At 75.1% G+C, this 23,044-nt stretch carries 18 protein-coding genes; 10 read left to right on the forward strand and 8 right to left on the reverse strand.

Going from position 1 to position 23,044, the window contains the following annotated elements:
• Entirely contained in the window at nt 1-1,263 is a 1,263-nt protein-coding gene (locus KIN34_RS09910; RefSeq protein WP_214349860.1) for a sulfate adenylyltransferase subunit 1, read from the forward strand.
• Nucleotides 1,264-1,371: 108 nt separating this feature from the next.
• On the opposite strand, the gene KIN34_RS09915 is transcribed toward KIN34_RS09910, so the two are convergent.
• Both KIN34_RS09915 and KIN34_RS09920 read right to left on the reverse strand, forming a co-directional pair.
• A complete protein-coding gene (locus KIN34_RS09915) occupies nt 1,372-2,403 on the reverse strand; it encodes an LCP family protein (RefSeq protein ID WP_307858177.1) in 1,032 nt (343 codons plus the stop codon).
• Nucleotides 2,404-2,834: 431 nt separating this feature from the next.
• Nucleotides 2,835-4,088: an LCP family protein gene (locus tag KIN34_RS09920; protein WP_307858178.1), complete on the reverse strand. Its 1,254-nt coding sequence runs from the start codon at nt 4,086-4,088 to the stop codon at nt 2,835-2,837.
• A 194-nt stretch (nt 4,089-4,282) separates the two neighbouring features.
• On the opposite strand from KIN34_RS09920, the gene KIN34_RS09925 reads away from it, so the two are divergent.
• Complete coding sequence (locus KIN34_RS09925; protein WP_214349862.1) at nt 4,283-5,512, forward strand: CHAP domain-containing protein; 1,230 nt, start codon at nt 4,283-4,285, stop codon at nt 5,510-5,512.
• Between the two features lie 4 nt (nt 5,513-5,516).
• Nucleotides 5,517-6,242, forward strand: a complete 726-nt coding sequence (locus KIN34_RS09930) for a phosphocholine cytidylyltransferase family protein (RefSeq protein ID WP_307858179.1) — start codon at nt 5,517-5,519, stop codon at nt 6,240-6,242.
• An 11-nt stretch (nt 6,243-6,253) separates the two neighbouring features.
• Here KIN34_RS09930 and KIN34_RS09935 read toward each other — a convergent pair whose 3' ends face one another.
• Nucleotides 6,254-7,468: a CDP-glycerol glycerophosphotransferase family protein gene (locus KIN34_RS09935; RefSeq protein WP_214349864.1), complete on the reverse strand. Its 1,215-nt coding sequence runs from the start codon at nt 7,466-7,468 to the stop codon at nt 6,254-6,256.
• 162 nt (nt 7,469-7,630) lie between these two features.
• On the opposite strand from KIN34_RS09935, the gene KIN34_RS09940 reads away from it, so the two are divergent.
• From KIN34_RS09940 to KIN34_RS09955, 4 genes are read left to right on the forward strand one after another with little or no spacing between them, the layout of a single operon-like run.
• On the forward strand, nt 7,631-8,407 hold the full coding sequence (locus KIN34_RS09940) for a CDP-alcohol phosphatidyltransferase family protein (protein WP_214349866.1): 777 nt from the start codon (nt 7,631-7,633) through the stop codon (nt 8,405-8,407).
• Entirely contained in the window at nt 8,404-9,348 is a 945-nt protein-coding gene (locus KIN34_RS09945) for a glycosyltransferase family 2 protein (RefSeq protein ID WP_214349868.1), read from the forward strand. Before KIN34_RS09940 ends, KIN34_RS09945 begins: the two co-directional genes overlap by 4 nt.
• Before the next feature lie 24 nt (nt 9,349-9,372).
• Nucleotides 9,373-10,581 carry an SGNH hydrolase domain-containing protein gene (locus KIN34_RS09950; protein WP_214349870.1) on the forward strand — a complete coding sequence of 403 codons (1,209 nt, stop codon included), beginning with the start codon at nt 9,373-9,375 and terminating at the stop codon, nt 10,579-10,581.
• Between the two features lie 10 nt (nt 10,582-10,591).
• Nucleotides 10,592-11,638 (forward strand): glycosyltransferase family 2 protein, encoded by a 1,047-nt coding sequence (locus KIN34_RS09955; RefSeq protein WP_307858180.1) that lies wholly within the window; start codon nt 10,592-10,594, stop codon nt 11,636-11,638.
• A gap of 55 nt (nt 11,639-11,693) precedes the next feature.
• On the opposite strand, the gene KIN34_RS09960 is transcribed toward KIN34_RS09955, so the two are convergent.
• From KIN34_RS09960 to KIN34_RS09980, 5 genes are all read right to left on the reverse strand, one after another.
• The gene (locus KIN34_RS09960; RefSeq protein ID WP_214349872.1) at nt 11,694-12,821 is read right to left on the reverse strand and encodes a glycosyltransferase family protein; all 1,128 of its coding nucleotides are present in this window, start codon (nt 12,819-12,821) and stop codon (nt 11,694-11,696) included.
• Nucleotides 12,822-12,824: 3 nt separating this feature from the next.
• Nucleotides 12,825-13,691 carry an ABC transporter ATP-binding protein gene (locus KIN34_RS09965; protein ID WP_214349874.1) on the reverse strand — a complete coding sequence of 289 codons (867 nt, stop codon included), beginning with the start codon at nt 13,689-13,691 and terminating at the stop codon, nt 12,825-12,827.
• A complete protein-coding gene (locus tag KIN34_RS09970) occupies nt 13,678-14,574 on the reverse strand; it encodes an ABC transporter permease (protein WP_214349876.1) in 897 nt (298 codons plus the stop codon). The genes KIN34_RS09965 and KIN34_RS09970 overlap by 14 nt, the downstream gene beginning before the upstream one ends.
• Nucleotides 14,575-14,576: 2 nt before the next feature.
• Entirely contained in the window at nt 14,577-15,851 is a 1,275-nt protein-coding gene (locus tag KIN34_RS09975) for a nucleotide sugar dehydrogenase (RefSeq protein WP_237689078.1), read from the reverse strand.
• A gap of 183 nt (nt 15,852-16,034) precedes the next feature.
• Entirely contained in the window at nt 16,035-17,909 is a 1,875-nt protein-coding gene (locus tag KIN34_RS09980; protein WP_214349878.1) for a glycosyltransferase, read from the reverse strand.
• A 257-nt stretch (nt 17,910-18,166) separates the two neighbouring features.
• On the opposite strand from KIN34_RS09980, the gene wecB reads away from it, so the two are divergent.
• The 3 genes from wecB to KIN34_RS09995 are packed head-to-tail and all read left to right on the forward strand — an operon-like array spanning nt 18,167 to nt 23,042.
• A complete protein-coding gene (gene wecB / locus KIN34_RS09985) occupies nt 18,167-19,255 on the forward strand; it encodes a non-hydrolyzing UDP-N-acetylglucosamine 2-epimerase (protein ID WP_214349880.1) in 1,089 nt (362 codons plus the stop codon).
• Nucleotides 19,252-20,892, forward strand: coding sequence for a glycosyltransferase family 2 protein (locus tag KIN34_RS16795; RefSeq protein WP_307858181.1), 1,641 nt, complete (start codon nt 19,252-19,254; stop codon nt 20,890-20,892). The genes wecB and KIN34_RS16795 overlap by 4 nt, the downstream gene beginning before the upstream one ends.
• A gap of 38 nt (nt 20,893-20,930) precedes the next feature.
• Nucleotides 20,931-23,042: an acyltransferase family protein gene (locus KIN34_RS09995; protein ID WP_214349883.1), complete on the forward strand. Its 2,112-nt coding sequence runs from the start codon at nt 20,931-20,933 to the stop codon at nt 23,040-23,042.
• The last annotated feature ends 2 nt before the right edge of the window (nt 23,043-23,044 follow it).

Genomic DNA, 23,044 nt, shown 5'->3' on the forward strand with positions numbered 1-23,044 from the left:
ATGAGTGATCTGCTGAGGTTCGCGACCGCCGGATCGGTCGACGACGGCAAGTCCACCCTGATCGGACGGCTGCTGTACGACAGCAAGTCGCTGTTCAGCGACCAGGTCGAGGCCGTGGAGCGCGTGAGCGCCGACCGCGGCGACGACTACACCGACCTGGCGCTGCTCACGGACGGCCTGCGCGCCGAGCGCGAGCAGGGCATCACGATCGACGTGGCGTACCGCTACTTCCAGACCCCCCGACGCAAGTTCATCATCGCGGACACCCCCGGGCACATCCAGTACACCCGCAACATGGTGACGGGCGCCTCGACCGCGGACGTCGCGCTCATCCTCGTCGACGCCCGCAAGGGCATGATCGAGCAGAGCCGGCGGCACGCGTTCCTGGCGACGCTCCTGGGCGTGCCGCACCTCGTCGTCTGCGTGAACAAGATGGACCTGGTCGACTGGTCGGAGGAGGCGTACGAGCAGATCCGCGCCGACTTCACTGACTTCGCCGCGCGCCTGCGCACGCACGACATCTCGTTCATCCCGGTGTCCGCGCTCCTCGGCGACAACGTCGTCGACCGCAGCACCAACATGCCGTGGTACGACGGCGCGACGCTGCTCGGCCACCTGGAGCGCCTGCACCTCGCGGGCGACCGCAACCTCATCGACGTGCGGTTCCCGGTGCAGTACGTGATCCGGCCGCAGTCGGAGTCGGCGCGCGACTACCGCGGCTACGCGGGCCGGGTCGCGAGCGGCGTCATGCGGGCCGGCGACCCCGTCGTCGTCCTGCCGTCCGGGTTCGAGTCCACGATCGCCTCGATCGAGGAGGCGGGCGAGCCCGTCGACGTCGCGTACCCGCCGATGTCCGTCGTCGTCCGGCTGGCCGACGAGATCGACATCAGCCGTGGCGACATGATCTGCCGCCCGGCGAACGCGGCCACGCCGACGCAGGACCTCGACGTGCAGATCTGCTGGATGGACGAGACGGCGCCGCTGCGCAAGGGCGGCGTCTACGGCCTCAAGCACACGACGCGCTCCACGCGGGCGAAGGTCACGGACGTCGAGTACCGCATCGACATCAACACGCTGCACCGCGACCTGGAGACCGACGAGCTCGGCCTCAACGACATCGGTCGCGTGCGGCTGCGCACCAGCACGCCGGTGTTCGTCGACCAGTACGAGCTCAACCGGGAGACCGGCTCGTTCATCCTGATCGACGAGTCCACGAACCGGACCGTCGGCGCGGGGATCGTCACCACGACCCGCAACGACTGACGTCCCGCACCCGAGAGGCCCCGCCCGAGCGTCGAGCTCGGGCGGGGCCTCTCGTCGTGCCGGCGTGCGCGGCGATCGGCCGCACGCCCGGCCGCGGCTCGCCGGCGGTCAGTCGAGGCCGTTGACCTTGCCCGGGGGGAGCTCGCCGTCCCGGATCTGCTCGAAGAAGTGGGGCGTCTCCTCGGGGTCCAGCAGGACCGTCGAGCCGACGCCGCCGGGCCGGTAGTCCAGGTCCGCGATCGGCGGGGTGCCCGTGATCCCGTCGGACCCGTTGGCGGACCGGAAGGCGAGCGCGAGCCGCGCGAGGTCGATGATGCCCGCCGACTCGTCGACCGTCAGCGAGGCCGTCGCGGCGTCGATCAGCGCGACCTGCTGGGCCGGGCGCACCGCGATCGACTTCGGGTCGACGTTCTCGAGCACCGCCCCGACGAGCTGACGCTGCCGCTGCGCGCGGCCGATGTCGCCGAGCGGGTCCGCCTTGCGCATCCGGGCGAACTGGAGCGCGACGGTGCCGTCGACCGTGTGGCAGCCGGCCTTCCACTTCAGGTGGGAGTCCCGGTCGTTCACGTCCGTGTCGTAGCACAGCCGCACGCCGCCCACGGCGTCGACGATGTCCTTGACGCCCGCCATGCCGATCTCGGCGTAGTGGTCGACCGTGAGCCCCGTCAGCCCCTCGACGGTCTCGACGAGCAGCGGGGCGCCGCCGTACGCGTACGCCGCGTTGATCTTCCCGTCGCCGTGACCGGGGATGTCCACGTAGGTGTCGCGCGGCAGCGAGACGAGGGCGGTCGGACCGCTCTCCGGCACGTGGAGCAGCAGGATCGTGTCGCTGCGCTCGCCGGCCGTGCCGTCGTCCTTGACCCCGCCGTCGGCGCGCGAGTCCGAGCCCGTGATCAGGTAGGTCGTTCCCGGGGTCCCCGCGGCGCCGGACAGCGCCTCGGTGCGGTTGAGCTTGCCGTTCGCCCAGACGACGAGCCCGATCGGCCACGCCAGCAGGAGCACGAGCACCAGGGCGACGACGACCAGCGTCCAGCGCAGCCGGTGGCGCTTGCGTGGAGCGTCGGTGCCGGCCTGCCCCGGTGCCGCCTTCCCGGACTGCCCCGACGGGCCGGGCCGGGCCGGACGTCCCGAGGGCGCCACGCCCGCGCCGCCGCCGGGGGAGGAGCCTGAGGCCGGCCGCGCGGTCGTCGGACGCCCGGAGGCCGACCGGGGCGCCGCGGGTCCTGCGCGGCGGGCGCCGGCGGACCCGGCGCCGCCGCCAGTCGCAGCGGCGCCGGCGGCGCGGCCGCCAGGAGCCGGCTGGCCGGGGCTGAACGAGGGCGGGGCGTCCGCACCGCTCGCCGCCGCCTGACCGGGACCCGCGGCGGAGCTGGCGGACGCACCCACCGGACGCGCCGGTCGGGCCGGCGGCGGGGTCCGGCCCGCGGTGCGCGGTGCGGCCGGCGGTGCCGCGGACGCGGCGCTCTGGCGACCGACGACCACGGCGTCCTGCGGGTCGGGACGCGCGCCCGCGCCGCCGGGGGCGAAGCTCGGCGGTGCGCCGTCGTCGCCGGGGCGGTCTCCGCGCATCGTCAGCAGCTGCCGGTGTTGTCGTCGAGGGTGAAGGCGTCGCGGCCCGCCTTCTTGGTGGCCCGCGGCTTGGGCGTCGTGTTCGCCTTGGGCGTGCTGCCGGCCTTCGGCGTCGAGGTCGCGCCCGACGTCGGCGCGCTGGTCGCGGCGGTGCCCGGGTCGTCCTTGGTGCCCGTGAGCATCGGCACGTCCCGCGCCACGTTGGCCCAGATGACGTCGGCCTCATCCGTCCACACGACCCGGTTCGGGTCGTCGGGCGCCGCGCCCCAGGGGATCGTCATGAACGTGATGTTGCCAGTCCCGATGCCCCGAGCGCTGTAGGCGAGGCCGGCGATGTCGGTCGTGCCCATCGACGTCGTCAGCGAGCGGGTCGCCGCCGAGAGCACGCCGAGCAGCTCGCTCCAGTCGGTGAGCACGTTCTTGGACAGGGTCTGGTCCGCGATCGCGGCGAGCAGACGCTGCTGGTTGCCGATGCGGCCGATGTCCGAGCCGTCGCTGACCTGGCTGTGCCGCGAGCGGGCGTAGGCCAGCGCGGTCTTGCCGTCGAGCAGCTTGTTGCCCGCGGTGATGTGCAGCTTGGCCCGCTGGTCGTCCATGTCCGCGGGGATGCAGAGCCACACGCCCTGCAGCGCGTCCACCATGTCCTCGAAGCCCGCGAAGTCGACCAGGGCGAAGTCGTCGATGACGATGCCCGTGTTCGCCTCCACGGTGCGCCACGTGCACGCGGCCGCCGACTCGAGGTCGAGCCCGGCGTCCCAGCCACGGGCGAAGGCCTCGTTGAACATCGCGTAGTCGCTCGCGGCGGTCTCGGCGCCGCTCGTGGTCCGGCACGTCGGGATCGCGACCATGGAGTCGCGCGGGATCGAGACCATCTCGACGCGCTTCCGGTCGGCGGAGACGTGCATGACGATCGCGGTGTCGGAGCGCATGCCGCCCGCGACGCGCCCGCCGATGTCGCCGTTCTCGCCCTCCCGCGAGTCCGAGCCGAGCAGCAGGATGTTCACGTCCTTGCCCGCGTTCGGGTCCTCGCCGGGCTCGACCGCCGCGCGCGTCGGCCGGTCACCGAGCAGTGCCGAGACGTCGACGCGGTGGATGTTGCTGTTCAGGCGCTGGTACGTCGCGTAGACCGCGGTGCCGCCGAAGGCCAGGAGCGCCACGGTGACCAGGGCGGTGCCGCGCAGGACCCGCCCGCTGCGGTGCTCACGGGCGTGGCGGACGGTCGTGGGGCGCTCTGCTGAGGCGTGTCGGGCTGGCACGGGCTCGATACTAGGCAGCGGCCGGGTGCCGCGGGCGGAGCATGCGGTGATGGTCCGTGGAGAAGATGTGCAGGTCGCAGGCGCGCCGCGCACGGCCGGACCGGCGCGTCCGGATGACGAACAGTTGCCCGGGTTCGCGACTCGCGGGGCGGACGACTGTCGCGAACCCTGTGAGTCGTGTCACGCTCTTCGCCATGCGAACGGCTCCCACGCCCGCCACGGGCTCCCTCGTCCCCGTCCGGTCCGCTCCCGATGCGCGGGCGGGACGGAGCCTGCGCCGCGTGCTCGCGGTGCTCCTCGCGGCCGCGCTCGCCCTCGTCGTCGTACCGCCCGCGCAGGCGGCGACGAGCTCGTTGACCCTCACCGCGGACCGGTCGCCGCGGATGGGCGAGTCCGTCTGGTTCTCGGGCAAGTGGTCCGTCGGCGGGACCGGGCGCTCGGGCAAGTCGATCACGCTGCAGTACCGCAAGAAGGGCGCGTCGTCGTGGAAGACCGCGGGCAGCACGGTCTCGCGGTCCAAGGGGGCGTGGGCCTACCGGTTCCGCCCGGACGCGAACTACCAGTACCGCGCGCTGTCGAAGGCGTGGGGGTCCACGCCGGGTGCGTCGAGCCCGTACATCAACCTGACCTTCTCCTGGAGCCCGCGGACGATCGACCGCCGCGTCGACGTGCTCGGCTGGCGTGCGGGCACCAGCAAGGGCACCAAGACGGTGTCCGTGCCCGGGACGACGAAGGTCCGCTACAACTCGCGGTCCACGATGCTGCTCGTCGAGGTGACCCAGTCCACGAAGGTGCGCACGTGGACGGTCGAGGGCGACATCCGCGACGCCTACGTGTCCCGCGGCTCGGCCCGCGGTGAGCTCGGCGTCCCGCTCGGCGACGCGCGGTGCCGGCTGCTGGACAGCGGGTGCCTGCAGCGGTTCAGCAAGGGCGTGGTCTACGACAACGCGTTCAAGAGCCCGGTGGTGCTGCTCGGCACCGACTACGACTGGCTCGAGGTCCTGGCGGTCGCGAAGTCGCAGGTCGGCTACGCCGCGCCGTCGAACAACATCTCGCGCTACAACGACTGGGTCGGCACCGACTACGCCTGGTGCAGCATCTTCCTGTCCTGGGTGGGCGCGGCGTCCGGCCACAGCTCGTCGATCGCGACCTACGGCCGGTTCACGGACTTCCACGCGTGGGCGACGAGCAGGTACCGGAAGCAGTCGACGCCCCGCGTGGGCGCGATCGCCTTCTTCGACACCCACACCACCGACGGTCGCTACGCCGCGACGCACTCGGGCCTCGTGTACGGCATGAGCGGGAGCTCGATCTACGTGATCGAGGGCAACACGACGAACCCGGCCACCGGCGGCGGCCGCGGCGTCTACTACAAGGTCCGGTCCAAGAGCCAGCCCATGTACTACGTCTACCCGAGCTACTGACGCCGTGGTCGGCGCACGAGCGGGGGACGAGCCGCTGAACGTCGTCATCCTGGCGGCCGGCCTGGGCTCGCGGCTCGGCACCGGCGCCCCCAAGGCGCTGACGCGGCTGCGGGACGGGCGCACCATCCTGCGGCAGCAGCTCGACATCCTCGCGTCGCGCGTCCTCACGGCGCGGGTGCACGTCGTCGTGGGGTTCCGGGCGCAGGACGTCGTGGCCGCGGAGCCGTCCGTGGTCGCGGTGCCGAACCCGCGGTTCGCGACGACCAACACCGCGCGCAGCCTCGCGATCGGGCTCGACGCGTGCCCGCCGGGCGACGTGCTGTGGCTCAACGGCGACGTCGTGTGCGACCCGGGAGTCGTGGACCGGCTCCTCGCCGAGCGGGGCACCGCGATCGCGGTGGACACCGCGGCCGTGGGGGAGGAGGAGGTCAAGTACGACCTCGACGCGGAGGGCTGGGTGCGGCGCCTCAGCAAGCAGGTCGCGCCCGCGCTGGGCGAGGCCGTCGGCGTCAACCTGGTCGCCGCGGGCGACCGCGACGTCCTGCGCCGCCGCCTCGAGCAGGTGGCGGACGGGGACTACTTCGAGCGGGCGGTCGAGCTCGCGATCGACCTGGACGCGCTGCGGGTGCGACCCGTCGACGTCAGCGACCTGTTCGCGGTCGAGGTCGACTTCCCGGAGGACCTGGCGCGCGCCGACGCGGCCCTGGCGGCGACGCTCGTCGAGCGCTGAGGGCGTCGCGGTCAGCCCGCCACGCGCTCGTCCCGCTCCACGACGAGCGCGTGGACGGCGTCGAGGAAGCGCCGCAGCGACGCGCCGGGCGTCATGTCGCCGTAGTACCGCTCGACGAGCGCGGACCGCGCCGCGACCTCGTCGGGCTCGGCCGCGGCCGTGAGGCGGTCGCGCACCCGGCCGGCGTCCCCGGCGTCGAGCAGCGGCAGCCGGCCGCCCAGCCCGGCCGGCTCCACGATCGCGTCGGGGGAGGCGGGCCGGGTCAGCACGAGCGGCTTGCGCGTGGCCAGCCAGTCGTAGGCGACGGCCGAGATGTCGGTCACGCAGGCGTCGCACGCGCTCAGGTGCCAGCCGAAGGCGGTCTCGTCGTCCCACAGGTGCCCCGCCTCGGGGTGCCGACGCGCCGCGGCATGCACCCGGGCGCGCAGCCGCCGCAGCGCCGCCGCGGTCGCCGGGTCCGACGTGCCGGACCGCGGGTGCGGGCGGACGACGAGGCGCACCCCGGGGTCCGCGAGGAGCGCGTCGACGACCGCGTCGCCGTGGCTGACGAGCGACCCGTAGGCCATCGAGGGCCGGTCGCCCTCCCAGGTCGGGGCGTAGAGCACGGTCGTGCGCCCGTCCCGGGGCAGCGCCGGTCCGGGTGGCGGAGCGTCCACCTGGGGGCGGCCGATCGGGACGGTGCGCGCCGCGACGTCGTACTCCGCGATGGCCGCGAGGCGCTCGCGCGCGGCGTCACCCGCGACGAACGCGCGGTCGTACGCCTTCATCTGGTTGGAGGCCATGTAGTCCTTGTCGCTCTCGCCGTGCGACACGAAGACGTGAGCGGGGTCGCGGTAGCGCAGGACCGAGAAGTTGCGGACGTTCTGGTTCACGTAGAGCACGACGCGCACGGGGTGCTCGGCGAGCAGCGTCTCGACCTGCCCGATGGAGCGCGCGAGCAGCACCGGCAGTCCCGAGGCGGCGGCCACCGTGCGGGCGGTGGTCGCCTGCCGTGCGAGCACGACGACGGGGAGCTCGGCGGCCAGCGCGCGCAGGGGGGCGTACCACTGCTCGAGCTGGTAGAGGTTCACCGGCGCGTCCGGGAAGTGCACCGCGACGCGGAAGGTCCCGGGCACGACGGGGGGCCGCTGCTCCTGCTCGCGGGTGAAGGCGCGGCGTGCGACGGCGCCACGCACGCGCCCCGCCCCGAGCACGACGAGCGCCCTGGCACCCCGGACGAACCCCACCGACCGCTCCTCGCACCGTCCTGTCCGCGCCGGCTCGTGCTGGCGCGCCGGGGGCACGCTAGCAAGGACGCGGCCCTCGGCGACTACCCTGCCGGGACGGGCCGGACGGGCCGGACGGCCGGACGGGCCGCGAGGAGGCAGTGACGGGAGGAGGCAGTGACGATGGGTGCGACGGCGCAGGTGCCGACGGTCGCCGCGCTGCGGCCGCTGGTCCAGCCGCCGTACGTGCGGGCGCGTCCCGCGGAGCACTGGACCGCCGACGTGTACCTCCGGGCCGTCTCGCCCTACCTGACCCGGCGCTTCCTGCTGTGGGGCGCCAGCGCGGACGCGGTGACGTGGCTCATGGTCGGCACGGGCGTGCTCAGCGGGCTCGCGCTGCTGCTGCCCGGGCTCACGGGTGCGCTGCTGGCCGTCGGGCTGGGGCAGCTGCAGATGCTGCTCGACTGCTGCGACGGGGAGGTCGCGCGGTACCGCGGCACCTCGAGCGCGCGCGGCGTGTTCCTCGACAAGCTCGGCCACTACGGTGCGGAGACCTCGCTCGCGCTCGCGCTGGGTGCGCGCGCCGCGCTCGAGGACGACCTGGCCTGGGGGATGACCGCCGGAGCGCTGCTGGCGCTGGGGATCGTCGCGAACCGTGCGGTGAACGACATGGTGCACGCGTCCCGCGCCGTGGGTGGCCTGCCGCCGTTGACCGCCGAGGTGGCGCACAAGCCGGACCGGCGCGGCTGGGGACGCGCGTGGTCCGCCGCCCGGGCGCTGCCCGTGCACCGGGTGCTGCACTCGGTCGAGCTCACGCTGCTCGCGCTCGTCGCGGCGCTCGTCTCGGCGGTCGCCGACGTCCCCGCGACCGCGTGGCTGGTCGTCGTCGCGGTGCCGGTCGTCGCGCTCGTGCTCGTCGGGCACGTCGCCGCCGTGCTGACGTCGACGCGGCTGCGATGACGACGGAGCAGCCGACGGACCCGACGGACCCGACGAGCCGGATCGCGCCCGGTGACCGGCCGGCGCCCCCGCGGGCCCCGCAGCCCCGCGTCGGCGTCGTCGTGCTGACGCAGGGCAAGCGCCCGGGGCGCCTCGACGCGGCCCTCGCCTCGCTGCGGGCGCAGCGCGGCGTGCGGCTCGACGTCGTGGTCGTCGGGAACGGCTGGCAGCCGCACGGCCTGCCGCCCGACGTGCGTGCCCTTGCCCTCGCCGACAACGTCGGGATCCCCGCCGGACGCAACGCGGGCGTGGACGCCGTCACGGGGGAGGTGCTGTTCTTCCTCGACGACGACGCGTCGCTGCCCACGGACGACGTCGTGGCGCAGCTCGTGGCGCTGCTGGCCGGCGACGTCGGGCTGGTGCAGCCGCGCGTCCTGGACCCCGACGGCCGCCCCGCGCCGCGACGCTGGGTGCCGCGGATCCGGAAGCAGGCGCCGGACCGGCCCGGTCCGGTCTTCTCGGTATGGGAGGGCGCGGTCGCGCTGCCGCGTGCGGTGTTCGAGGCGGCCGGGCGGTGGCCCGAGGCGTTCTTCTACGCGCACGAGGGCATCGAGCTCGCCTGGCGCGTGTGGGAGGCGGACCGGGTGGTCTGGTACGCCGGCGACGTCGTCGTGCACCACGGCGCCCACGCGCAGGAGAGCCGGCACCCGTACCACCACCGGCTCAACGCGCGGAACCGGGTCTGGCTCGCGCGTCGCAACCTGCCGGCCGTGCTGCGGCCGGTGTACGTCGCGTCGTGGACCGCGATCCAGGTCCTGCGCACCTGGCGCCGGCCGGTCGTCCTGCGCGCGTGGTTCGCGGGCTGGTGGGAGGGGTGGCGCACGGCACCGCCGCCGCAGCGCCCGTTGCGCTGGCGCACCGTCGCCCGGATGACACGCCATGGACGCCCCCCGGTGGTCTGAGGCAACGACACGTAGCATCGCCGCATGGCTCGTCGCAGCGCCGCCGCGCACCGCCCGGACCGGCTGGTCACCCGCCCGGAGGCCGCCCGCCCGCGGGCCGCCCGCCCGCAGGCCGTCCCCCCGCCAGCCGTCCCCCCGCAGGCCAGCCGCACGCGCGCTCGCGGTGCCGCGCGGACCGGGCTCGCGCTCGTCGCGCTCGTCGCCGTCCTGGCGGCCTGCAGCCCGTCGGCCGGCCAGGACGAGGCCTCGGCCCGGCAGGCGGACCCGGCGCCGTCCTCGGCCGTCACGCCCGCCGCGACCGCCGGGACCGCGGCCGAGCCGACGCCCAGCCCGACCCCCAGCCCGACGCCCGCGCCGCCGCCGGACGTGGCGGAGGTGCTCGCCGCGCTCGCGCCCGAGCTCGGACCGAGCGTCCCGTCGCCGACCTACGTGCCGGATCCCGCGCACGCGCGCGACTCGTACCCGGACCACTACGACGAGAAGTGCCACCAGGACATCGACGGCGACACGCCGTACCGCTGCTCCTACGGTGACAAGGAGGCGGGCACCGACGTCCTCCTGGTCGGCGACTCGCACGCGGCGCACTGGCTGTCGGGGCTGCGCGTCGCGGCCGAGGACGCGGGCTGGCACCTCGAGGTCTCGTCGAAGACCGCGTGCCCCGTGATCGACCAGCTGGTCTGGATCCGGGCCCGCGACGCGCAGTACGACGCGTGCCTCGACTGGGGCGAGGCGGTCGTCGACCGCATCCTCGCGGACCCGCCGGACCTCGTCGTGACGTCGTTGAGCGGGGAGTACGACGTGGTGGTCGACGGCGAGATGGTCCCGGCCGGCGCGGAGGCCGACGAGGTGCTGCGCGCGTCCATGGAGCGGACGTGGTCGCGGCTCGAGGACGCGGGCGTGCGCGTGGTGGTCGTGCAGGACACCCCGTGGCTCGCGCAGGAGCTGGGTGACTGCGTCGGCGCGCACCCGGACGACCCCGCGCAGTGCGACACGCCCACCGACGAGGCCCTCGCGGCGTCGGGGCAGGAGAACATCGCGACCGCGGCGGAGGCCACCGGGACGCCCGTGATCGACCTGACCCCGTGGCTGTGCTCCGACGAGGTGTGCCCGGCGGTCGTGGACGGGACGCTGGTGATGCGCGACGAGCACCACGTGACGGCCGAGTACTCGCGTGCGCTCGCGCCGGTGCTCGAGGCCGCGGTCGACGCCGTCCTGCAGCAGCCGGTGGGATAGCATCCGGCCGGTGATCTCGGACCCGCACGCCTCGCGACCCACCACGCGCGACGTCCCTGTCCCGCCCGCGAGCCTGCCGCCGGTGAGCGTCGTGATGCCGGTGCGCGACGAGGAGCCCTACCTGGCCGACTCCGTCGCCCGGATCCTGGCGGACGGCTACGCGGGCGACCTCGAGATCGTGCTCGCCGTGGGGCCGTCCCAGGACCGGACCGCCCAGATCGCCGACGAGCTCGCCGCCGCGGACCCGCGCGTCGTCGTCGTCGCGAACCCGACCGGCCGCACCCCGGCGGGGCTGAACGCGGCGATCGCCGCCTCGCAGCACGACGTCCTGGTGCGGGTCGACGGGCACGGGTTCCTCCCGCCGCGGTACATCGAGACCGCGGTCGAGGCGCTCGCACGCACCGGCGCCGCCAACGTCGGCGGCGTCATGGTGCCGGAGGGCGTCACGCCGTTCGAGCAGGCGGTCGCGCGCGCGATGAGCAGCCGCGTCGGGATCGGCGGGGCGCCGTTCCACGTCGGCGGCGAGGCCGGTCCGGCGGACAGCGTCTACCTCGGCGTCTTCCGCCGGGACGTGCTGGAGCGGCTCGGCGGGTTCGACGAGCACTTCACGCGCGCCCAGGACTGGGAGCTCAACCACCGGATCCGGTCCGCCGGCGAGACGGTGTGGTTCGAGCCGAGCATGCGCGTCGCGTACCGCCCGCGCTCGGGGCTGCGCGCGCTCGCGAAGCAGTTCCACGGCTCCGGCCGGTGGCGGCGCGAGGTCGTGCGCACGTACCCGGACACCGCGTCGGTGCGCTACCTCGCGGCCCCGGTCGCGGTGCTCGGGCTGGGCGTCGGGACCGCGGCGGGCGTCGTCGGCCTCGTCGGCGGGCCCGCGTGGCTGCGGCTCGGCCTGCTGGCGCCGGCCGGGTACGCCGCGATCCTCGGCGTCGCCACGGTGTCCGAGGGGCGCTCGCTCGACGCCCGTGCCCGGGCCTGGTTCCCGGCGGTCGTCGCGACCATGCACGTGTCCTGGGGGGCCGGCTTCCTGGCCGGCGTCCGGCGCGAGCGCGGCTGACGGCACCGGAGCGCGCGAGCCGACGGCACGGCACGGGCAGGCCGCTGCGGCGTCCTCAGGCCTTGCGGGACCGCGGTGGGCCCGCGGAGACCCACGCCTCGAGCGTCGCGACGAAGCGCTGCGCGTCGACGGTCCAGTCGAACTCCGACTGCGCGGTCTCGCGGCCGGCGGCGGCCATCCGCGTGCGCAGCTCCTCGTCCTCGACCAGCCGGCGCACCTCCCCGGCGACCGCGGACGCGTCGTCGAACGGGACCACCACACCCGCGTCGGCGCGCTCGACGAGCTCGCGCGACGCGGGGTTGGGCGTCGTGACGACCGCGACCCCGTGCGCCATGTACTCCATGACCTTGGTGGGGCGCGAGTGGGCGTAGTTGGGCTCGTCGCGCAGCAGCGAGAGCCCGACGAGCGCGCCGTCGATCAGGTGCAGCGCCTCGTCGTTCGGGACGAACCCGCGCCAGGTCAGCGTCCCCGCGCCGCGCGCGGCCTCGAGCGCCGGGCGCACGTCGTCGTCGGCCGGGCCGATGACCTCGAGCACCGTGCCGTCGGGCAGCAGCCGGGGCAGGTCCAGGAGCACGCGGGCGCCGCGGGCCGTGGTGACGCGGCCGAGGTAGACGACCCGGAGGTTGCCGGCCTCGTCGGGCACGGTCGTCCCGACGACCTGGGCCGGGACCACCACCGAGTTCGGCACGACCGGGTGGGGCCGGGTGAACCGGTCCGCGTACGCGTGCTCGGCGAGCGTGAGGCGCAGGTTCCGCTCCGCCCAGCGCTCGACGCGGCGTGCACCCGTGCGGGCGAGCCCGCGCAGCGGCCGGGGGACCCACGCGCGCATCCCGACCGCCGCGGCGGTGTCCTCGTGCACGTCCCACACGACGACCGTGCGGCGCAGCGGGGTCCGGCCCATGACCGCGAGCAGGAGGTCGGGGTCGTGGAGCAGGACCAGGTCGTGCTCGGGCGCGAGCCGGGCGAGCGTCCGCCGCGCGGCGAGCACGGCACCGAGCCGGTTGCGGCCGGCGGCGCGGGGCAGGTCGACGGGCCGGACGCCCTCGGGCGGTTGCCGGTCGTAGGCCGTGAACGGAGCCGCGTAGGTGACCTGGTGACCGGCGTCGAGCAGCGCGGCGATCTGCCGGAAACGGATGCGTGCGTCCTGCGGGTCGTGGACGACGGTGCTCACCAGGACGCGCACGCGCTACCTCTTCAGCGACTTGGCGTAGGCGGCGACGACCTCGTCGGACGGGCCGTCCATGACGAGCACGCCCTTCTCGATCCACACCGCGCGGTCGCACATCTGCGTGATCGCCTTGTTCGAGTGGCTGACCAGGAAGACCGTGCCGGCGTGCTCCTTGACCTCGCGGATCTTCGCGGAGCTGCGCGCGCGGAACTCCGCGTCGCCCGTGGCCAGGGCCTCGTCGATCATCAGGACGTCCGGGATGGCCGCGGTCGAGATCGCGAACCGCAGGCGCGCCGCCATGCCCGACGAGTACGCCTTCATCGGCATGTAGACGAAGTCGCCGATGCCCGCGAACTCGACGATCTCCTCGAACCGCGCGCGGACCTGGTCCGGCGTCAGACCGAGCGCGAGGCCGCCGAGCATGATGTTGCGCTCGCCGGAGAGCTGGCCCATGAGTGCGGCGTTGACGCCGAGCAGCGAGCTGGTGCCGCGGACGTAGACCGTGCCCTGCGAGGGCGGGATGAGGCCGGCGATGGCGCGCAGGAGCGTGCTCTTGCCCGCCCCGTTGCGGCCGACGATCCCGATCGACTCGCCGTGGTGCGCGACGAAGGAGACCCCGCGCACGGCGTGCACCTCGGTGGTGCCGACGTGCTGCCCGCCACGGTTGAGCAGGCGCCGCACGCGCCCCGGCGCGGGGCCGTCCGTCACGGCCTGGCGCTTGCCGGAGCCGATGATGCGGTAGCGGATGTGCAGGTCGTCGACGATCAGCGACGGCGGCCCGATGGTGGCGTCGTCGTGCGCGACGGGCTCCGGGCCGCCGGGCACGTCGGTGTCGTCCGCCTCGAAGTCGATCTCGTCGAACGCGCGAGGGTCAGTCCCGGCCATAGCGCTCCTCCGCCTGCCAGAAGAGCACGAAGCCGACCACCAGGAACACCACGGCCCAGCCCGCGCCCCACCACCACAGGCTGGCCTGCACGGGCGTCTCCTCCAGCAGGCAGGACCGGACCAGCTGCAGGTAGATCGCGACCGGCTGGTACTGCAGGATCAGCCCGGCGACGCCACCGCTGGTGTAGTGGTCGATCGAGTAGAACACGCCCGAGAAGTAGCGCAGGAGCCGCGTCCCGACGGGGATGAGGTTGCGCAGGTCACGGGCCGACGCCACGATCCGCGCGGCCAGCAGCGCGCAGCCGGTGTTGAACACCGTGATGACGATGATGGCGGGCACCAGCATCAGCCAGCTCCACGTCACGGGCTCGCCGCTGAGCAGCACGATCACGACCATCACGCCGAGGGCGGGCAGCAGGGCGATGAGCTCCGCGACCGCGACCGACAGGGGCAGCAGCGCGCGCGGGAAGTGCAGCGCGCGCACCACCGACAGGTTGCTGGTGATCGCGGTGGAGCCCGCCGTGATGGCGCTCGAGATGTGGCTGAAGATGAAGATGCCGATGGTGAGGAACGCGACGTAGTTGTCGGTGCCACCCCGGGTGTCGAGCAGCACGCCGAACACCAGAAAGTACGTGCCCGCCAGCAGCAGCGGGTTGAGGACCGACCACACCTGGCCCAGGTAGTTGTCGGTGTTGCGGGTGTAGGCGCGGCCCGACGCGAGCGTCCACAGGAAGTGCCGGCGCTGCCAGATGTCCCGCAGGTACTGGCCGAGCGGCGGACGGGCCCCGATGCGGTGCAGCCCGTGCCGCGCGGCGAGGGCCGGGGCGTCGAGCTCGCTGTCGGGGACCTCCGGCGCGGGCGGCTCCGTGGACGTGCGGCGCATCCTCACAGGCGGTGCGCTCGCGGGTCGGTCGTGGCGCCCTTGGTGTCGAGCAGGCGCCGCGAGGCCGCGACGATCGCGTCCACGTCGTAGCTCTTGTGGTTCTGCACCAGGATCACGAGGTCGGCCTCGGCGATCGCGGTGTCGAGGTCCGCCTCGCGCTCGAGCGTGCGGCTGCCCACGCGCCAGCTGCTCACGGCCGGGTCGTGGAACCGCACGTCGGCGCCCAGGAGGCCCAGCTGCTTGGCGAGGGGGACGGCGGGCGACTCGCGCTGGTCGGCGATGTCCGGCTTGTAGGTCACCCCGAGCAGCAGCACGCGCGAGCCGTTGATCGCCTGGCCGGCCTCGTTCAGCAGGTCCTGCGCGCGGCGTGCCACGTACGTCGGCATCGTGGAGTTGATCTCCTGGGCGAGCTCGACGAACCGGAACGGGTAGCCGAGGCGGCTGCGCACGCTGTAGCTCAGGTAGTTCGGGTCGATCGGGATGCAGTGCCCGCCGACGCCAGGACCGGGGTAGAACGCCTGGAAGCCGAACGGCTTGGTCTTCGCGAGCTCGATGACGTCCCACAGGTCGACGCCGAGCTCGTGGGAGAACCGCGCCATCTCGTTCACCAGCGCGATGTTGATGTGCCGGTAGGTGTTCTCGAGGAGCTTGGCCATCTCGGCCTCGCGGGTGCCCTTGGCGGGGACCACGCGGTCGACGAACCGGCCGTAGAACTCCGCGGCCCGGCGCGTGGACTCCTCGTCGATCCCCCCCACCACCTTGGGGGTGTTCTTCATCCCGTAGACCGGGTTCCCCGGGTCGATGCGCTCGGGGGAGAAGGCGAGGTGGAAGTCCGTGCCGGCAGCGAGCCCGCTCTCCGCGAGCATCGGCAGCAGGACCTCCTCGGTGGTGCCGGGGTACGTCGTCGACTCGAGCACGACGAGCGCGCCCGGCCGCATCGCGGGTGTCACGGTGCGCGTCGCGGCGAGCACCGCGCCCAGGTCGGGTCCGCCGTCCTCGGCGAGCGGCGTGGGCACGCAGATCACGTACGTGGACGCGCCGACGATCTGCTCGGTGTCGGTGGTCGCCCGGAACCCGGCGGCGAGCATCTGCGCGATGTCGTCGGCGGACAGGTCGTCCACGTGCGAGCGTCCGGCGTTCAGGCCGTCGACGACGGCGTCGCTCACGTCGAACCCGACGACCGAGAGTCCCGATCGTGCGGCTTCCTGGGCGAGCGGCAGGCCTACGTAACCGAGACCGATGATGACGACGTCGATGGACACGAACGTGACTCCCATGGGCGGAGGTGAACCGCGCGGCAGCATATCGCGCGCGGGCTCCGCATCTTCTGCGACGAGGGGCCCCCACCACAACCTGACGCGCCCCGTGGGACGGGGTGACTCGTCCCGTCCCGGGCGGGTCGTGTGCCGGTCGTGTGCGCGTCGTGTGCTCGTCGGGCCGACGCGTGCCGACCGGCCGGGCTACAGGCCGCGGTACAGCGCCGCGTACTGGTCGGCCGCCCCGCGCCACGTCCGCTCGGCCAGCACCCAGGCGCGGCCCGCCGCACCGGCCCGCCGCCGGGCGTCGGGGTCCGTGACGTACGTCTCCAGCGCGTCGGCGAGCGCGGTCTCGTCGTCGGGCGTCGCGAACCCGCCCCACGCCGGCGTGACGATCTCGCGCAGCGCGGGCAGGCCGCTCGCGACGACCGGCCGCCCGCTCGCGAGCGCCTCGAGCGGCTTGATAGGCGTCACGGCGCTGGTGACCGGCAGGTCGCGGCGGGGCACCGCGAAGACGTCGATCGCCGCGTGCCAGGCCGGGACCTCGGCGAACGGCACGCGTCCGGGCAGGTCCGCCGCGCCCGGCAGGAGCTCCTGCGCCAGCGCCCGCACGCCGGCGAGCGCCGGGCCGGAACCGACGACGAGCAGGCGCACCGGCAGCCCGCGCTCCCGCAGCAGGGCCACCGCGGCGACCAGCACGTCGACGCCCTCGTAGTCGTTGACCGTGGTGACGGTCCCCACGACGACCTCGTGGTCCCGCACGCCCAACCGGCCGCGCACCCGGCGGCCGTCGGCCACCGGGCCGACGAACCGGTCGTCGACCGCGTTCGGCACCACGTGGACGCGGTCGGCGGGCACGCCACGGGCGACCACGGCGTCGCGCATGCCCGCGGAGATCGTCACGACCGCGTCCGCCGCCAGCATGACCTCGGTCTCCCGCGCCCGGGCGCCCCGGTACAGGTCGGCCGCCGGGTCGCCCCCGCGGCTGCGCCAGGTCTCCTCGAGGAACCCGCGCACCTCGTAGACCACCGGGACCCCCAGGTCCGCGCCGACGCGCAGCGCGACGTCCGCGTTGAGGAACTTGCTGTGCGCGTGCAGGACGTCGGGGCGCAGCCGGCGGGCGAGCGCGGTCGTCGCGCGGACGTCCGCGGCCAGTCGCTCGTCGGCCCGGCGGGGGAGCGGGCGCGCGCCGAGCAGACGGTGGTAGGTCACCCCGTCGCGCTCGACGCGCTCGGGGGCGCCGAGGTGCCCGGCGGTGACGGGGAAGCCGAGACGCGTCGCGACGTGCACCGACCCGCCCTGCTCGCCCCGCCCGCCCTGCTCGCCCTGCTGGGCCTGCCCGGCCTGCCCGGCCTGCGCGGCCTGCGCGGTGGCGATGCCGTGGGTGCGCGTGGTGTACCCCGCCTGGACCTCGGGGAGCGCGTTGGTGACCAGGTGCAGGACCCGCGCGGCCGGCCGGGCGGTGCGCGGCGCACCGTGCTGCGGCGCCCGTGCGGACAGCCGGCCGGGGGTCAGGACCGCGAGCTCGGCGGCCAGGTCGGCGTGCAGCCGGCGCTCGGCCGGGCTGCGGGAGTCCTCGAGGGCGGCGACCGCCTCGGTGAGGTGCCCCTCCTCCGCGGCGACGAGCGCGGCGACCCGCGCACGTCCGCGGGCGTCGGCGGGGACCTCGGCCAGCGCGCGCCGGGCGACGTCCGCCCGGTGCAGCGCGACCGCGGCGACCGCGGCGGCGCCCGCGTGCCGGCCGCCGTCGCGCACCGCGAGCCGGTCGAGCGCGTCGGCGGCGGCGGACGTCCGGCCGTCGGCGCCCAGGCACAGGGCGCCCAGCACGCCCGGCGTGCGGCCGACCGCGCCCGCGAGCCGGCGGCGGACCGGCGCGGGGAGCGCACGCAGCGCCCGGGTCGCGGCCACCGTGCGGTGCCGACCGAGGTGCGCCCGCGCCACGCTGAGCGCGGGCAGGACGTCGCGGGCGAGCCGGCCCAGCCGCGCGAGCGGTGCGGGTCCGGACGTACCGGACGCCGTCGCGGGCTCCGCCCCGGCCGCGCGGGGCTCGTCGGGGACCGGGTCGCTGGCAGGTGGCACGGCTCCCGAGTCTGGCATGATGCAGATGCTCCGGGCGCTCGCGCCCGGCGTGCGCCCGACGAACCCGCTCGCGCCTGCACGTGCACCTGCGCCCCGCACCCGCGTCGCGCAGGCGCATCCCGCAGCCGCACCGCGGACGTCGTGCCGGCTCGCCCCGCGGCACCGGCTGCGCACGCGACCTGCGTGCGCGACCTGCGCGGTCGGGCCGGCGCGAAGCCGTTGCGCCCCCGTTCCCGTCGTCGAGGAGACCCCTGCGGATGTCCCACGCCGTGCTGCACGTCACCGGTGCCCGTCCCAACTTCCCCAAGGCCGCGCCCGTCGTCGCCGCGCTGCGTGCGCGCCAGGTCGAGCAGGTCCTGGTGCACACCGGTCAGCACTACGACGACAAGATGTCCGAGGTCTTCTTCCGGGACCTGCGCCTGCCGCGCCCCGACATCAACCTCGGCGTGGGCTCGGGCACGCAGGCGGGCCAGACCGCCGCGATCATGACCGCGCTCGAGACGGTCTTCCTCGAGCGCCGGCCCGCGATGGTCGTCGTCTACGGGGACGTGAACTCGACCGTGGCGGCGGCGCTCGTCGCGGCGAAGCTGCAGATCCCGATCGCGCACGTCGAGGCGGGTCTGCGCAGCTTCGACTGGACGATGCCGGAGGAGGTCAACCGGGTCGTCACCGACCGGCTCTCCGACGTCGTGCTCGCGACGAGCCCGGACGCGATCGCGCACCTGGCGCACGAGGGCGTCCCGGCCGAGCGCATCCACCTCGTCGGGAACCCGATGATCGACACGCTGCTCGCGGCGCGCGACCGGTTCACCCCCGACGTGGTGGCCGCGCTGGGGCTGCCCGACGAGCCCTACGCGGTCGCCACGCTGCACCGGCCCGGCAACGTGGACGACCCGGCGGACGTCGCGGCGCTCGTCGCGGCCGTGCACGCCGTCGCGGACCAGGTGCGGGTCGTGCTGCCGCTGCACCCGCGTGGCCGCGGCCGGCTCGAGGACGCCGGGCTGCTCGACCACGCGGGCGTGTCCGTGACGGACCCGCTCGGCTACCTCGACTTCATGGGTCTCGTCGACGGCGCGCAGCTCGTCGTGACCGACTCGGGCGGGGTGCAGGAGGAGACCACGGTCCTCGGCGTGCCGTGCCTCACGCTGCGACCCAACACCGAGCGCCCCGTCACCATCACGCACGGCACCAACCGCCTGGTCACGCGCGAGGCGCTGCCGCAGGCGGTCGCGGACGCGCTGGCCGCCGGCCGGCCGGCGGCGTGGCCGGTGCCGCCGCTGTGGGACGGGCACGCGGGCGAGCGCATCGCCGACGTCCTGGTCGCCGAGCTGCGGGCGCGCGGGTGACGCAGGCCCGCGGGCGCCGCGGCGCGCTCCTGCGGCCGGTGCGGCGCTGGCGCGACGACGCCGCGCGCCGCGTCGGCGAGCGGCGGGCGGGCCGTGACGTCGCGCTGCCCGCACGCGCTGACCGGGTCGGCCCGGCGCCGCGTCGCGAGGTCGTCGCGGTGCTCGCCTCGGACCGGCTCGCGGAGCTGCTGGCGGACGAGTGGACCCAGCGCCGTGCCGACGCCGGGACGCTCGACGTGCGTGCGGTCGACGTCGTCCTGGTCGAGTGGACCGGAGGAGCGGGGACCGCGCACGACCTGACGCCCGAGGCCGCCGCCGCCGCGCTCGCGGCCGCCGCCACGGCGGGCGTGCCGAGCGTGCTGTGGGACACGGTGCGGGACCCCGCGGCACCGCTGGGTCCGCAGGGCGCGGGCGCCGTCCGCGTCGACGACGAGGTGCGGTGCGCCGCGTACGTCGCGCGCGGTGACGACGCGCGCGTCCTCGGGGCGACGTTCTCCGCGCGCCGCCGAGGCCCCGGTGCCCGCCGCCGCCGCGGCGCGGCGCACCGGCACGAGGGCGCGGTCCGCCCGCAGGACGCGGTGCTGAGCGCCGCCGCGGCCGCGCTGCACGTGCCCCGGCCGCGTCCCGCCGACGCGCGCACCTGGGACACCACTGTCCTGACGGGCGACGTGGCGGACGGCCGGGTCACGCCGGGCCTCCTGCGCAGCGTCGCCGCGGGCAGCGTCGTCGTCACGACGAGCGAGCGGGTCGCCGAGCAGGTCCCGGGCGTCGTCGCGGTGCCCGACGAGGAGCAGGCGCGCTGGACCGTGACCGCGCTCGCGCGGCACGCGGAGCTGCGCGACCGCACCGCGCACCGCGCCCGGCGCGCGGCGCTCGCGGGCTGGAGCTCGACGGTGCGCGCGGGCCAGGTGCTCGAGGCGGCGGGGCGGGGCGCGACGCCGCCCGCGAGCGTGTCGGCCGTGGTGTCCACCATGCGCCCGGACCGGCTGCGCGACGTCCTGGACGCGGTCGCCCGGCAGACGCACCCCGAGGTCGAGCTGGTCCTGGTCACGCACGGCTTCGAGGTCCCGGCCCCGGAGCTCGCGGCGCTGAGCGCCGAGCGTGGCCTCGAGCACGTGCGTGCGGTGCCCGCGGACTCCGCGCTCACGCTCGGCGCGTGCATGAACCTCGGCGTCGACGCGGCCGACGGCACGTACGTCGCCAAGATGGACGACGACAACTTCTACGGCCGGCACTACCTCGCGGACCTGGTCGCCGCCTTCGGCGGGACGTCGGCGCAGGTCGTCGGCAAGTGGGCCCACCTGACCTACCTCGAGTCGACGGGCACGGTGCTCCTGCGGTTCCCCGCGGTCGAGCAGCGCTACTCCCGCCTGGTGCAGGGCGGCACGATCCTGGTGGAGCGCGAGGTCGCGCGCGACCTGCGGTTCGAGGACCTGCCCCGGCGCGTGGACACGACCTTCCTCGACAAGGTGCGCGCGCACGGGGGGCGGGTGTACGCGACGGACCGGTTCGGCTTCGTCTCGGTGCGGTCGGCCCGGACCGCGGGCCACACGTGGCGCGTGAGCGACGCCGAGCTGCTGGCCAAGCCGTCGCGCGTGCTGTTCTACGGAGAGCCCTGGGAGTACGCCGATGTGTGAGCGTGACAGCGTGCCGAGCGCGAGGCCGGAGGTGACGCATGGCCGGGTCTGACACCGTCCTCGCGCGCGCCGGCGCGCCGGCCGGACAGCGAGGGGCCGCGTTCCGGCCCGACATCGAGGGCCTGCGCGCGATCGCGGTCGGCCTCGTGCTGGTCTACCACGCCGGGGTCGACCAGATCCCCGGCGGGTTCGTCGGCGTCGACATCTTCTTCGTCCTGTCCGGGTTCCTGATCACGGGCCTGCTGGTGCGCGAGCTCGAGCGCACGGGGCGGGTCTCCCTGCCGCGGTTCTACGCGCGGCGGGCCAAGCGCCTGCTCCCGGCGACCGCGGTCGTCCTCGTCGTCACCGCGCTCCTGACGTGGTGGTTCATCCCCGTCACGCAGTGGCGCGCGTTCGGCGGCGACATCGTGTCCGCGGCCCTCTACGTGGTGAACTGGCGGCTCGCGGACCGCTCGGTGGACTACCTGGCGGAGGGCACCGGCGCCTCGCCCGTGCAGCACTTCTGGTCGCTCGCGGTCGAGGAGCAGTACTACATCGTCTGGCCGCTGCTGCTCCTGCTCGTCGGGCTCGTCGTGCGGCGGACGCGCGCGAAGGTGCGGCCGACCATGGCGGTCGCGCTCGCCCTCATCGTGCTGCCCTCGCTCGCGTGGTCCGTGCACCTGACCTCGACGCAGCCCGCGGTCGCCTTCTTCGTCACGACGACCCGGCTCTGGGAGCTCGGGATCGGCGCTGCGGTGGCCATCGGGGCGACCCAGTGGTCGCGGCTGCCGGCGCTCGCGTCCGCGGTGCTCGGCTGGGCGGGGCTCGGGGCCATCGTCGCGAGCGCCTTCGTGCTGTCCGCGACGACGCCGTGGCCCGGATCGGCCGCGCTGCTGCCGACGCTCGGGACGGCGGCCGTCGTCGTCGCGGGCTTCCGCGGCGGCGGTCCGGCCCGGCTGCTCGCGTGGCGGCCGATGGTCTGGGTGGGCGGCATGTCCTACTCGCTGTACCTCTGGCACTGGCCGCTCGTGGTGGCGGCGACGTTCGCCGCGGGCGGCGAGCTCGGCGCCAAGCGCGGGCTCCTGGTGACCGCGGCGGCCTTCGTCCCGGCGTGGCTGAGCCTGAAGCTCGTCGAGAACCCGGTGCGGTTCTCGACGTGGGTGGGCGCACGCGCCCGGCACGCGCTCGTCGTCGGCGTCGCGTGCACGGTGGTCGGCGTGCTCGCCGGCGTGGCCATCCTGCTGGCGGTGCCGAAGGCGCCGCCGGCGCCGCCGGACCTGCAGCCCGAGGACCCGACCTCGCGCGTGGGTGCCGAGGTGCTGGTGGCCGACGGCCCGCAGGCCGGGGCCCCGCAGGACACGTCCCGGTTCATCACGCCCGCGCCGGTCGACGCGGTGGACGACGTGCCGGAGGCCTACGACCAGGAGTGCCAGGTCGAGTCCGACGGCGCCGAGCCGAAGCCGTGCTCGTGGGGCGACCCCGACGGCACGCTCGACGTGGCCGTGGTGGGCGACTCCAAGGCGCTGCAGTGGACGTCGGCGTTCGACGAGGTGGGACGCACCGAGGGCTGGCGCGTCACGACCTGGACCAAGTCGGCGTGCGCGTTCGCGGACGTCGTGCAGACGCAGGACGGCGCGCCGTACGACACGTGCACGCAGTGGAACGACGCGGTCCTCGCGGAGCTCCGCGCGGCGCCGCCGGACGTGCTGGTCACGTCGCAGCGCTCGACGAGCGCGATGCCCCCCGAGGGCGGCGACTCGTCCTCCGACGCGATGGTCGAGGGGCTGGAGCGGCGCTGGCAGGAGGTCACCGACCTGGGCACGCGCGTCGTCGTGCTGCTCGACAACCCCGCGCCGCCGGACGACGTCTACGAGTGCGTGGCGGAGAACCTGGAGTCCCTCACCACGTGCGCGTTCGACCGGTCCGAGGGGATCGAGGACAGCGCCGCGCCGGAGCAGACGGCCGCGGCGCAGGCGATGGGCGACACCGTGGGCGTCGCCGACATGACCCGGTGGGTGTGCCCGACCGACGTCTGCGCCCCGGTGATCGGCGACGTGCTGGTCTACCGCCAGGGCTCGCACATCACCGACACGTACGTGCGCTCGACCGCGACGATGCTGCGGGACGAGCTGGTCGCGGCGATCGGCGCCGCCGGTACCGAGGAGAGCTGATC

Origin of the sequence: Cellulomonas fulva, from assembly GCF_018531375.1 — a bacterium.
In the GTDB taxonomy this organism is placed as follows: Bacteria; Actinomycetota; Actinomycetes; order Actinomycetales; family Cellulomonadaceae; genus Cellulomonas; species Cellulomonas fulva.

Coding starts and splice junctions, on each gene's coding strand:
- KIN34_RS09910 (WP_214349860.1), top strand. CDS start 1: ATGAGTGATCTGCTGAGGTTCGCGACCGCCGGATCGGTCGACGACGGC.
- KIN34_RS09925 (WP_214349862.1), top strand. CDS start 4,283: ATGCGAACGGCTCCCACGCCCGCCACGGGCTCCCTCGTCCCCGTCCGG.
- KIN34_RS09940 (WP_214349866.1), top strand. CDS start 7,631: ATGGGTGCGACGGCGCAGGTGCCGACGGTCGCCGCGCTGCGGCCGCTG.
- KIN34_RS09945 (WP_214349868.1), top strand. CDS start 8,404: ATGACGACGGAGCAGCCGACGGACCCGACGGACCCGACGAGCCGGATC.
- KIN34_RS09950 (WP_214349870.1), top strand. CDS start 9,373: ATGGCTCGTCGCAGCGCCGCCGCGCACCGCCCGGACCGGCTGGTCACC.
- KIN34_RS09965 (WP_214349874.1), bottom strand. CDS start 13,691: ATGGCCGGGACTGACCCTCGCGCGTTCGACGAGATCGACTTCGAGGCG.
- KIN34_RS09970 (WP_214349876.1), bottom strand. CDS start 14,574: ATGCGCCGCACGTCCACGGAGCCGCCCGCGCCGGAGGTCCCCGACAGC.
- KIN34_RS09975 (WP_237689078.1), bottom strand. CDS start 15,851: ATGGGAGTCACGTTCGTGTCCATCGACGTCGTCATCATCGGTCTCGGT.
- wecB (WP_214349880.1), top strand. CDS start 18,167: ATGTCCCACGCCGTGCTGCACGTCACCGGTGCCCGTCCCAACTTCCCC.
- KIN34_RS09995 (WP_214349883.1), top strand. CDS start 20,931: ATGGCCGGGTCTGACACCGTCCTCGCGCGCGCCGGCGCGCCGGCCGGA.